General features: G+C 37.3%; 9 protein-coding genes. 2 read left to right on the forward strand and 7 right to left on the reverse strand.

The features are described from left to right. Window positions 1-199: 199 nt before the first annotated feature. Entirely contained in the window at window positions 200-3,685 is a 3,486-nt protein-coding gene (locus PCI70_RS03305; RefSeq protein WP_269913925.1) for a hybrid sensor histidine kinase/response regulator, read from the forward strand. On the opposite strand, the gene PCI70_RS03310 is transcribed toward PCI70_RS03305, so the two are convergent. After that, window positions 3,682-4,332 carry a response regulator gene (locus PCI70_RS03310; protein ID WP_269913926.1) on the reverse strand — a complete coding sequence of 217 codons (651 nt, stop codon included), beginning with the start codon at window positions 4,330-4,332 and terminating at the stop codon, window positions 3,682-3,684. The genes PCI70_RS03305 and PCI70_RS03310 overlap by 4 nt on opposite strands. A 175-nt stretch (window positions 4,333-4,507) precedes the next feature. Here PCI70_RS03310 and PCI70_RS03315 point away from each other — a divergent pair, with 175 nt between their 5' ends. Next, a complete protein-coding gene (locus PCI70_RS03315) occupies window positions 4,508-5,470 on the forward strand; it encodes a mechanosensitive ion channel family protein (RefSeq protein ID WP_269913927.1) in 963 nt (320 codons plus the stop codon). Between the two features lie 49 nt (window positions 5,471-5,519). Here PCI70_RS03315 and PCI70_RS03320 read toward each other — a convergent pair whose 3' ends face one another. From PCI70_RS03320 to PCI70_RS03345, 6 genes are all read right to left on the reverse strand, one after another. Continuing rightward, on the reverse strand, window positions 5,520-6,860 hold the full coding sequence (locus PCI70_RS03320) for a DUF6138 family protein (protein WP_269913928.1): 1,341 nt from the start codon (window positions 6,858-6,860) through the stop codon (window positions 5,520-5,522). Between the two features lie 49 nt (window positions 6,861-6,909). After that, window positions 6,910-7,602, reverse strand: coding sequence for a 16S rRNA (uracil(1498)-N(3))-methyltransferase (locus PCI70_RS03325; RefSeq protein ID WP_269913929.1), 693 nt, complete (start codon window positions 7,600-7,602; stop codon window positions 6,910-6,912). Further along, window positions 7,599-8,870: a 3-deoxy-D-manno-octulosonic acid transferase gene (locus PCI70_RS03330; RefSeq protein WP_269913930.1), complete on the reverse strand. Its 1,272-nt coding sequence runs from the start codon at window positions 8,868-8,870 to the stop codon at window positions 7,599-7,601. Before PCI70_RS03330 ends, PCI70_RS03325 begins: the two co-directional genes overlap by 4 nt. Before the next feature lie 476 nt (window positions 8,871-9,346). Then, window positions 9,347-10,432 carry a glycerophosphodiester phosphodiesterase gene (locus PCI70_RS03335; protein ID WP_269913999.1) on the reverse strand — a complete coding sequence of 362 codons (1,086 nt, stop codon included), beginning with the start codon at window positions 10,430-10,432 and terminating at the stop codon, window positions 9,347-9,349. Window positions 10,433-10,521: 89 nt separating this feature from the next. After that, entirely contained in the window at window positions 10,522-11,586 is a 1,065-nt protein-coding gene (locus PCI70_RS03340; protein ID WP_269913931.1) for an alkene reductase, read from the reverse strand. A gap of 29 nt (window positions 11,587-11,615) precedes the next feature. After that, window positions 11,616-11,918, reverse strand: coding sequence for an ArsR/SmtB family transcription factor (locus tag PCI70_RS03345; RefSeq protein ID WP_269914000.1), 303 nt, complete (start codon window positions 11,916-11,918; stop codon window positions 11,616-11,618). Window positions 11,919-11,946: the final 28 nt, after the last annotated feature.

The following is an 11,946-nucleotide window of genomic DNA, read 5'->3' on the forward strand; positions in this document are numbered from 1 at the left end:
TATGATTAACTTAGCTATAAATTCAAAAAATATCATACTGATTAATTAAATAAGTGATAGAAATACTTTTCTACTCCAAACACTACAACGCATTTATATGCTTCTTTAAAGAACATTTTAAAAATATTGTTTTTGTCGTACACCCCATCCCATCACAAGAATGCGTACAATACCCCCATCATGGACGACCACTTTTTGTATGAATAACTGGCTTATTATTGGCATACTCACTGTTTATATTTTAGTCCTTTTTGGATGTGCTTTTTTTGGCGAAAAATACGCAAAAACATTATCACCCAAACGTCACATGCTTTTGCTCAGTTTGGCACTTGGCGTTTACTGCTCGTCTTGGACATTTTTTGGTGCAACAGGCACAGCCGTACGCCAAGGCATTAACTACTTACCTATTTATTTAGGTCCCTTACTATTTTTATGGTTAGGTTACGATATTTGGCGCAGAATCGGGCGCATTCGTCAGCATCATTCTATTTCATCCATTGCCGATTTTATTGCCGCTCGTTACGGTAAAAGTGGCATGTTAGCCGCTTTAGTTACTATTTTATCGGTTATTGGAACGATTCCCTATTTAGCCTTACAACTGCGTGCGATTGCCCTAAGTACCCTTGTTATTTTACCCGATGACAGCGCGTTACATCTAAGTCTTACCACCAATACAGTTTTAGTGCTTACAGGTATCTTGGCATTACTTGCCATGCTATTTGGCACGCGCCAAGCAGAAAGCACCGAGCAACACGGTGGACTCATGTTAGCTGTGGCATTAGAGTCATTTGTAAAATTAGTCGCGCTCATTGCAGTAGCATTATTTTTTGTATTTGACCAACCACATAACATTGTACAAATTACACAAGATATTAAACAACAACTTCAAGAAGTTCAAAAATTTGGCGTCCCCGATACCTTTTGGATTCAAACACTTTTAGCAGGTTTAGCCATTATTTGCTTACCTCGCCAATTTCATATTGCCGTAGTCGAACTTAGAGAAGAACGTCATATTAAAGGCACACGGCGTTGGTTTTCGCTTTATTTACTTCTTACAGCACTTGCCATTATTCCAATTGCCAGTTGGGCATTGCACAGTAACACTAGTATTTTACCTATTCCCGATGTTGCCGTACTTAGCTTGCCCATCACCTATCAACACGAATGGCTCACGCTGCTGTCGTTTTTAGGTGGTTTTTCGGCATCTACAGGAATGCTGTTGGTAGCATCGGTTGCACTTTCTATTATGCTCAGTAATGACCTCATTATGCCTGCCTTATGGAAACTCAACCTACTGTCACGGCATGACCAACGCTTACCATTTGTACTTAAAATTGTGAGACGTCTTTGTATTTTAATGGTAATGTCACTCGGTTTTTTATTTTTCCATTTTTTTGATGGCATTGATCGTCTGTCTGTTTTTGGACTGATTGCCTTTAGCGCGGTTGCACAATTTGCTCCTGCTCTCATTGGTGGACTGTACTGGCGTGGCGGTAGTCGCCAAGGGGTTTACGCAGGCTTATTTATTGGATTTGTCATGTGGGCATATACCCTCATCTTACCGATGGTGATTCATAGCTTGCCACCTCACTATGCACAAGCAGGGCAAAACTTACTCTATCACGGCTTATTTAATATCTCGGCTTTACGCCCTGAGGCATTACTTGGTCTAGAATCTCTTGCGCCTTTATCACACGGCGTACTGTGGTCTTTGGGTTTAAATACACTTGCCTATTTTTGGGTATCTAAACTCTATCGCCCAAGTGTGGCAGAACAAATCCAAGCAGAAAGTTTTTTTTATTACGATACGCCACGTTCATCGCAAAACATTATGGCAGACATGGGCTATTTCCAATCTGATAGTCCCAAACTTAAAATTGGCGATTTAATTGCCTTAGCAACACGCATTACAGGTGAACAGGCAACACAACGTGCCTTTGACCACTTTTGTGAAGAAAATTATCTCACGCTTTACCCCAACCGTGTTGCCAATAGCATGTGGTTACGTTTTACCGAGCAATATTTGGCAGGTACGATTGGTGCTGCTTCTGCTCGTACCTTACTTAAAACTGCACTTGTGAATAATGGGATTGGTATTGCCCAAGTGGCAAACATTTTAGACCAAGCCTCACAGTGGCAACGCTTTAATCAAAACTCATTAATGACCATGATTGACCACATGACACAAGGGGTAAGTGTGGTAGATGCCAACATGTGTTTGGTCGCATGGAACACTCAATATTTAAAGCTTTTTGATTATCCAAAAGATTTAGTCTATGTGGGTTGTCCGATTGCGGATCTCACACGTTACAACGCAGAAAGAGGTGACTATGGACCAGGGGCTGTAGAAGAACACGTTGCACGTCGTATTCGTTGGATGCAAGTGGGCAACAAACAAGAGTTTGAGCGCATTCGTAAAGATGGACGTGTCATTCAAATGCAAGGTAACCCCATCGAAGGCGGTGGTTTTGTAACGACATTTGTAGATATTACGAGCTTTAGGGAAAACGAAGCTGTACTTGAAGCCCATGTGAGCGAACGTACCCAACAGCTTGCCACCGCATTAAAAGAACAAAAACAAGCAAGAGAACAAGCCGACCAAGCCAATATGTCTAAAAGCCGATTTATTGCGGCAGCCAGTCACGATTTATTACAACCGATGCATGCAGCACGTTTATTTAGTACGGCATTAGAACAAGGTATTGAAAATGAAGAAGATAAAAAAACCTTAGAACAGCTAGACCGCGCCCTACACGGAGCAGAAAGTATGCTCTCCGCTTTACTTGATATTGCACGTTTAGAAGGTGGAACTATTCAACCTAAACGAATGTCATATCCATTACATGATTTACTCAGCGACTTAGCACTTCAATTTAAATCCATTGCTGCACAGCGTAGTATTCAATTTAAAGTACACGATGCTACTTTTTGGATTGATACAGACCCACAATGGATTCGTCGTATTATTCAAAATTTTGTGAGTAATGCGTTACGTTACACAGCTCAAGGTAAAATTGTGGTGGGTACATTACGTTCTGCACAAAAACCACAACATATTCGTATTGGCATTTGGGATACAGGTCCGGGTATTGATGAGGAACAAAAAGCAAAACTGTTCCAAGAGTTTGAACGTTGCGGACATACCTCACCTTGGGGTGAGCAAGGGTTAGGATTAGGACTTGCCATCGTTAAACGCATGACACATCTATTAGATTACCCTGTTAATGTGTACTCAACCAAACATAAAGGCTCGTGCTTTATGATTGAAGTACCGATTGTAGAAGCACCTAAAGTGCCTAAAACAACACCACAACCTGTCATGATGCAACAAACTCAATATAACGTACTGTGTTTAGATAACGATGAAACCATTTTAGAAGGTATGACGACGCTACTTACAAAATGGGGCTACAAGGTATTTAAAGCACGTGAACCTGAGGATGCTAAACAGATCATTGATCAAGAAAAGATTCAAATTTGGATGATTGACCAACATTTAAATTTAGAAAAACGTGGTCTTGATTTTATTGAGAAATATCGCTCTGCACATATTCCTGTTGCACTCATTACCGCAGATTCAGACCCAGATTTACCTCAAAAATTGAAAGGCATGAATGTGATGTTACTCAAAAAACCCCTCAAACCTGCTTCAATGCGTGCGTGGTTATCAGGGCTTAAAATCTAGATTTTTTGCTCATCAATATTAAGTGCACCAATAGCAAGAACTGCTTGGGTACGGTTTTGTACCCCAAGTTTTCTAAAAATTGCTGTGACGTGCGCTTTGATCGTCGCTTCCGACACCTCAAGCTCGTATGCAATTTGCTTATTAAGCAGCCCTTCTGCCACCATCATCAATACTCTAAATTGCTGTGGCGTTAAAGATTGAATACGCTCTGCTAACGCAGTTTCATCAGCTGCACGGGCATCAAAATTTAGGTGATGCGGTAGATTTTTAGGTAACCAAATATCACCCTCTAATACCTGTTCAATGGCTTGGCTAATGTCGTTTGGATGTGCCGATTTTGGAATATAGCCCATTGCACCATGCGCAATGGCACGCTGAATAATAGACACTTCTTCATGCGCAGAAACTACAATAATGGGTAAAGCAGGATATTGTGCACGCACATGCACCAATGCCGAAAAACCTGATGCACCGGGTAAATTTAAATCAAGCAAAACTAAATCTGGCTCTGCGCCACTTTCTAATACGCTGTATAACTCATTTACGGCTGCCGTTTCTTGGATATTGGCATGCGGTAAACCTTGCCGTATTGCTTGAATTAAAGCATGACGAAATAAAGGATGGTCATCAACAATTAATATATTCATACGTATCTTCGCAATATGGCGGTGTTCAATCCATGAAGTGCAATCTTACAGGAATTTATTTTAAACGGTGCTTTTTGTAGCTTTATTTTAATGCTTTGTACTATTTGCAGGATTACGGTTAAAATTTTTAAGGCATTCAGGCAAAATAACATTTTTAATTCAAGAGAAAGGCACAGTGGCAGAACAACAGCAATCCTCGACACTTCATGATGTCGCGCAAAATACGGGCAACTTTATTCAAAAGGCAGGCGAAAACGTCGTTCAAACCAGTCATAAATATCATGATGCCTATAGCACTATTGATAAAATTATGGATACCTTTTGGCAACGCTTACCGTACTTGTGTATTGCGATTGTCGTTTTTTTCATTTTTTATCTGCTGTCTAAATTATTTAAAGCCTTTGTTGTTCGTGCCTTATCAAACCGCTCTTATACACGCCAAAACCTTGTTCTTGTTTTAAACCGTGTGGGCAGTACACTCATTGTCTTTTTTGGGTTTTTAATTGCATTGGTGATTGCCATTCCAGGTTTTACTCCGGGTCAGCTTATGAGTGCCTTAGGGGTCGGCTCTGTTGCCATTGGTTTTGCATTTAAAGATATTTTTCAAAACTTACTTTCTGGTATTTTAATTTTACTTAGTGAACCTTTCCGTATTGGTGATGCGATTGTATGTAACGGCTTAGAAGGTACTGTAGAAGATATTCAGATTCGTGCAACCTTTTTACGTTCTTATGATGGTCGCCGTTTAGTGATTCCAAACGCAACAGTTTATACCAGCTCCATTACAGTTGTAACAGCGTATACACAGCGCCGTTGTGACTTTAACGTGGGCATTGGCTATGATGATGACGTACAAAAAGCAAAAGATATTGTACTTAAAATTCTAAATGAAAATCGTAGTGTACTCAGCCAACCTGCTTTCTCTGTAAATGTTACGGCACTTGCAGACAGTTCAATTACGCTGAATGTACGTTGGTGGATTGATACCACTGAAGCGAGTATTTTAGGCTCTACAAGTGAAATTCAGGAATTGGTTGTAATTGCATTTGCAAATCACTCAATCAGTATTCCATATCCAATTACAGAACAAATTGCACGTCCTACCGAGCAACCTGCTTTAGAAGCGCCTAAAGTTTAATTATCAAAATCAAAGAAGCACATTTTGTGCTTCTTTGATTTTAAAAAAATCATAGGCCAAGCTTTCGATACAAATTTATCATTTTAGGTGTTCTTAAACACTCTATTGCATATTTGTCCTGTACCCAATCTTCTACATAACCACAATAATGTTGTCCCAATACACAGATCATTATTTCTTCTACTGATAGAATACTATGTTCATCTTCCTTATATTTATTTAATTCTTCTAATAAAATTTCCATCGACCCTACATTATTAAAATAGATAAAAAAATCTGCAAATTTAGTAGTATCAAAATTTTCATTTTCTAATAAGACTTCGAACATTTGAAAATAAATTCTTACAGATTTATTCGTTACACCCTGACGGTTTAATAAAATAGTTGGAATAGAGTTTTGTAAAATACTATGATAAATATCTATTTTCTTTGCAAAATCTTTAAAAACATTTATATACTTAAAGTCTTCAAGTACAAGTGAAAATACCGCAAAACTATTTGCTTCAACAAGATAAGTATCATAATTAACGTGTAGGTATCTATGTTCACTACCTATAATTTCAATATAGGATAGAATATCTTCATGCAATTCATGAAAACCCGCAGCACTGTTAAATAAACGATTGCCACCACAATCGGGTAATTGTGAAATACCTAATTTTTCTTGATTCAAAATATCCAAAACTTCAAATTTTAAACTATGGTTTTTTGTGAAACCATTTTTAAATAGTTGATTTAAATAACTTAAGATCGCTTTATAATTTTTAACATTATATTCAAAAGCAATAATTTCTACACTTGCTAAAACATTATTACTTATTGCTTTAAAATATTCATTTTTAGTTTCAATTACCTCTATTTCAAGTTCAGGGTCACTATTGGATATCAATGTGTAATAGAAATCTTTATCTAGTTCTTTTACATAATCTAAATATTCAATCCTATCAGCATCATAATATTCATGTGGCCCCATACAACGAATACAAAACATAAGTATTTTTATTCTCTCTTTATCTTGATCCCTTAAATTTAGATTGGGCTTTTTTATCCATTTTGGAGAATATTTATTTACATCTGCATTATAAAAATAATGAGGTAAAATTACTTTTTCAGTAAAAGTTTTATGCAAATAACCTTGACGATATAATTTTGAAAACAAAGTATTTATTTTTTTAAAAAAATTTAAATATATTTTGAAATCAAATGGTGTTGTTTCTATAAAAAACTCTACTGAATTAATCAAATCTGTAAAAGTTGGCGTCTCAATTTGGATTTTCCCTTTAGAGTTTTTTAAATACAAACTTAAACGACCTGTATCTAGTGTTACAAACTCAATATCACTATTTTGAATTTGATTAATCCATATTTGCTGATTCTCACATGAAAGCATCTAGCACATCCTATTATTTTTATAAAATAAATTTAATATATATTATAATTTATCCTAACCGCCCAAGCACATAAGAAATTGCCGTTTCTGTTCTTAAAATTCGATCACCCAAAGTCACTGCTTGGCAACCATTTTGTTTCAAAAGTTCAATTTCATAATCAATAAAACCACCTTCAGGACCAATCACAACAGTACAAGGCTCACTCATGTGTCTTGGCATAGTCATAGTTGCATAAGGATGTGCTACATAACTTGGTTGTTCAAATGTAGATAAAACATCTTCAACAAAAGGTTTAAAACGTTTATAAAACTGAATATCAGGAAAAACCGTATCGCCTGCCTGCTCTAAACCTAATGTTATGTATTCATCTAATTGGTTTAAAAAAGGGCTTTGCCAATAACTTTTATCTACACGATAACTATGAATTAAGCTGATACGGTTTACGCCCATACTGACACTGTCCATAATTAAACGGCGCAATACTTTAGGACGAGGCAATGCCACCACTAAATGAATGGGTAATTTGTTTGGGACACTTTCTTCATATAATGGCTCAACCTGAATTAAATGTGGTTCAACATGAACAACTTTAACCAAATAACGTTTTGCATTTTTAAACCCAACTTTAAGTGTATCTCCCACTTGCACTTTTAAATGGGTATGCAAATGTACAAGTTGTCTTTCTTCTGTAATTGACCATATATCTAGCACAGACTGTGGCTCTAATAACACAATATTCATATCAAGAAACGGTCAATCAGTTGAGTATGTTGTTTCAAAGAACCTTTATTATTTTGCATAATATCTTTGGCTTTTTGTGCAATGAGCAGTCGCTCTGTTGGGTTATCTACCAACTGTAATATTTTATGTACAACGTCTTGTACGTCCTGTGCGATCTTAACGGCATCTTCTGCCATAAAATAATCAACAATCGCTTGAAAGTTGAAGTAATTTTTTCCAACTATCGTTGGCACACCCAACGAAATAGGCTCTAAAATATTATGCCCACCCCCTGGTGTATTTAAAGAACCACCTACAAATGCCACATGTGCTAAGGCATACCACAACCATAACTCGCCCATACTATCAGCTAAGTACACTTGTGTATCAGTCGTAATTTCTTGTTTTAAGCTACGACGATGCGTCTTTAACTCTAATTGTTGCGCAATTTCAAACACTGCATCAAACCGTTCAGGATGACGAGGTACCACAATACACAACAAATTTGGATCTTGCATCAAAGCAGATTTTAACGTGACAAGAAGCTGTTGCTCTTCGGGCGCATGTGTACTTGCAAATACAATAATTTTACGATGTTGTAACTGCCATAAGGTTTTAAGCCGTTCTGCTTCATCCAAAAATGATTGAGGTGCATGAATATCAAATTTAATATTCCCCACAATACTCATTTGCTTTGGATTTTTACCCAACTGTTTAAAACGCTCAAAAGTGGCTTGGTCTTGTGTGGCAATCCAATCTAGGCTGTGCAACATCGGTCGGGTCAACGACTTAATTTTTGCGTAACCGTTTGCAGATTTTTCGGATAACCGTGCATTAAGCAAAAGTTTAGGCGTAGGCACATTTGCAAGTAAATTCGCCCAAAGCTCTGTTTCCATCAATAATAAAATTTTAGGTTGATACAATCTTACAAAGGCTTTTATTTTCTTTTTTTGATCAACAGGTAAAAAAACTGCCTGAAATAAATCAGGATATTGCTGTTCAAATAATGTCTTTGCTCGTGCTTGTCCTGTTTTAGTGGTATTGGTAAGTAATACAGGAAAACCTTGTTTTAAATAATGTTCAACTAAAGGTTGTGCAGCATTGGTCTCACCTACTGAAACTGCATGAAACCAAATCGCTTGTGTATTTTTAGGTGCTAAAAAAGGGCCAAAACGTTGGCTCATTTCAAGCTGTAACCCATTTGAATTTTCAGCACGTTGACGAATACGCCACACATAAAGCGGTTTTAAAAGCGTTAGTAAAACATCATACCAAATAGGAGGTTGCAAAGGTTAATCCTATATCAATCAGCAAATCACACATCTGATCAAGATTATAAATCAAACCTCATTTTCTTGAATATAAAATTGTAACCTTTCACATCAATTATGCATAAAATAACAAGCATTTAGTTATCTTAAGGAACACATCACTTCTAATATTGCTCAATCAAAAAATAAGACGTAAACATCAATTAAAATAAAAAATTAATTTCAATGAGAGAAAGAAAATTTTATTGGCATATGTATTGGTCTATAAGTAAACCAAATCAAAATTTAACGTCATTTCTTATCTATTATTTAAGTTGCTGTATATTTAGAAAATAATATTTATGTGCACTCTATTTCACTTAAAGTACAAAATTACCTAACCTCAGTCTTATTTATGATTTTATTTTAAAATAAAGACCTTAAGCAGATTTTATTGAATTTAAATGCTTAAGATCACATCTAAAATTAGATTTTAAATAGGATGAGAGTGACCTTTATGATGCCTGAAAAGCCTTTACAGCCTTACGCCCAATTTTTGGATCATCCGTAAAAAATCCATCAATTCCTAGCTGTAAATAACGCTGTATTTCTTTAAGCGATCCTGCTTCACAACGTTGCGATGGTTGCTGACTACACTGATCTGTTTGGGGTAAAAAATTATTTTCAGGTCTAAACGTATAAGGATGAATTTTTAAGCCAACTTGATGCGCATCATGTACAAACGAGTTATTACTGCGGATATAGGTTTTATAAGGTCCAACCCCATCGGCATACTGTTTCACTTGTTTAAGACCTTGAGCCGTTGCCATATCTGCATAGGTCGTTTTTTGCCCTTGTACAACGGTATCAGCAGGTTGCATATTAGGCTCATCATATAATTGGATGAGTAACACATGCGCTAAGCCATATTGTTTAATTTTTTGACGCATATATTTTAAATTACTTACCTCAAAAGACTGTAAGTAGATGGGTGCAATTTTTTGGCTATATTGATGCTGTGATAAGGTCTTAAGTAAACGATCTTCAAGCGCTAAATGCTGTTGCTGAAAATAGGTTGGATGCTTAGTTTCAATGTATAGTCCAACAACTTTACCTGTTTTTTTATAATTTGCTTCGGCTAAATCAATAATTTGATCAAGCGTTGGCACTGCATATTGATCATTATATTGTGTATTTTGCGGGCGAATTTTTGGAATACGCTCTCGGGCTTTTACTTGTTGTAACTCCTTAAAGGTTAAGTCTTCGGTAAACCATCCTTGTATCGTTTTACCATCAATTACTTTCGTGGTTTGCTTATCTTTAAATTGTAGCAAGGTACTAATATTAGTTGTTCCACCAATTTCGTTTTCATGCCGTGCCACTAAAACACCGTCTTTGGTTGCCACTAAATCAGGTTCTATAAAATCTGCCCCATCGTCCATGGCTTGTTGATAAGAGGCTAACGTGTGCTCAGGACGCAGTGCGCTTGCTCCGCGATGCCCAATCACAATAATATTTTTATTTAACTCTGCATGTGCCGAAAAACCCAAACATGCCACTAATGATGTCATGCCTAAACATGCCCCCATTTTTTTAATCATCATCAACCCTCGCTTATTTTTATGATGCTTCAATGTAGCGTAGGTTTTTGACGGTTCTATGAAAAAAACCCTCTGTTGAGGGCTTAATTTTACTTTTGAAGAGCAGGATAATCGGTATAACCTTTCTCCAAATCATCGGTCAGTGCATAGAACGTGCTTGGGTCTGGTTCGTTCCAAGGTAAGTTGTTCTCTAAACGATATAATAAATCTGGATTAGCAATAAATGCTTTACCAAAGGCAACTGCATCTGCTTTGTTTTCTGCCAATAGTGTTTTTGCTGACTCAGTGGTTAGACCTTCATTAGCAATCCACGCACCATTAAATTTTTCACGTAGTTGGGGGCTAATGCTGTCTTCAGCTTTGTATTCACGTACAAATACAAATGCAACATCACGTTTACTCAGTTGCTCCATCACATAACCAAACGTTTCTAATGGATTAGCATCGCCCATATCTTCAGCATCACCACGCGGTGATAAATGTACACCTACACGCCCTGCACCCCAAATGGCAATAAATTCATCTACCACTTCAAGCAATAAACGCGCACGATTTTCTACTGAACCACCATACTCGTCATCACGCACATTGGTTGTACTTTGTAAAAACTCATCAATAAGATAACCATTTGCAGCATGTAGTTCTACACCGTCAAAACCTGCCTCTTTAGCAAGTTGTGCAGATGTTTTATATTGCTCAATAATTGTTTTAATTTCTTCTAATGTTAAAGCATGCGGTGTCGTATATGCACGTTGTGGACGTAAAATTTTGACGTGTCCTTGAGGTGCAATCGCACTGGGTGCAACAGGTAAGTCGCCATCTAAAAGTTCAGGGTCAGACACACGTCCCACATGCCAAAGCTGTGCCACAATTTTAGTATTTTGTGCATGCACCGCATCAATAATTTTTGTCCATGCTTGTGCTTGAGTTTTGTTCCAAAGCCCAGGCGTATTGGCATAACCTACAGCTTTAGGGCTAATCACCGTCGCTTCTGTTAAAATTAAGCCTGCATTGGCACGTTGTTGGTAATATTTCACCATTAAATCGGTTGGGACACGTTCAGGATTACTGCGTGCACGGGTAAGTGGTGCCATTACCAAACGGTTTTTTAATTGTAGATCACCTATTGTTAAAGGTGTGTTGAGCTCAGCCATATTCCCTCACTTACACCCTGCACAAATGGCTAGAGTGTTGTTTGTAAATGTTGTATGTACTGCTGAATGAGTGCTTCATTTCTTGAAAAGTAAGACCATTGTCCGTACTTTTGCGCGCTGATTAAACCTGCGTTTTGTAACACAGACAAATGGTTAGACATGGTGGATTGTGCCACTTTTCCAAGTCGCTCAATCTGTCCTGCACAAACCCCTCGCCGAAAGCCATCTGCACATTGTTCTGCATCAAAATATTGCTCGGGGTGTTTAATCCATTGCAAAATTTGACGGCGTAACGGATTGGCTAACGCTTTACTAATTACGTCAATATTCATCATTTTGATACATCAGTGAGTCAGAAGC

The sequence above is a fragment of the Acinetobacter sp. HY1485 genome (assembly GCF_027568475.1).
Lineage (GTDB): Bacteria > Pseudomonadota > Gammaproteobacteria > Pseudomonadales > Moraxellaceae > Acinetobacter.

Excerpts from the sequence above, each read along its gene's own strand:
- PCI70_RS03305 (WP_269913925.1), top strand. The coding sequence starts at position 200 with ATGAATAACTGGCTTATTATTGGCATACTCACTGTTTATATTTTAGTC.
- PCI70_RS03310 (WP_269913926.1), bottom strand. The coding sequence starts at position 4,332 with ATGAATATATTAATTGTTGATGACCATCCTTTATTTCGTCATGCTTTA.
- PCI70_RS03320 (WP_269913928.1), bottom strand. The coding sequence starts at position 6,860 with ATGCTTTCATGTGAGAATCAGCAAATATGGATTAATCAAATTCAAAAT.
- PCI70_RS03325 (WP_269913929.1), bottom strand. The coding sequence starts at position 7,602 with ATGAATATTGTGTTATTAGAGCCACAGTCTGTGCTAGATATATGGTCA.
- PCI70_RS03335 (WP_269913999.1), bottom strand. The coding sequence starts at position 10,432 with ATGATTAAAAAAATGGGGGCATGTTTAGGCATGACATCATTAGTGGCA.
- PCI70_RS03340 (WP_269913931.1), bottom strand. The coding sequence starts at position 11,586 with ATGGCTGAGCTCAACACACCTTTAACAATAGGTGATCTACAATTAAAA.
- PCI70_RS03345 (WP_269914000.1), bottom strand. The coding sequence starts at position 11,918 with ATGAATATTGACGTAATTAGTAAAGCGTTAGCCAATCCGTTACGCCGT.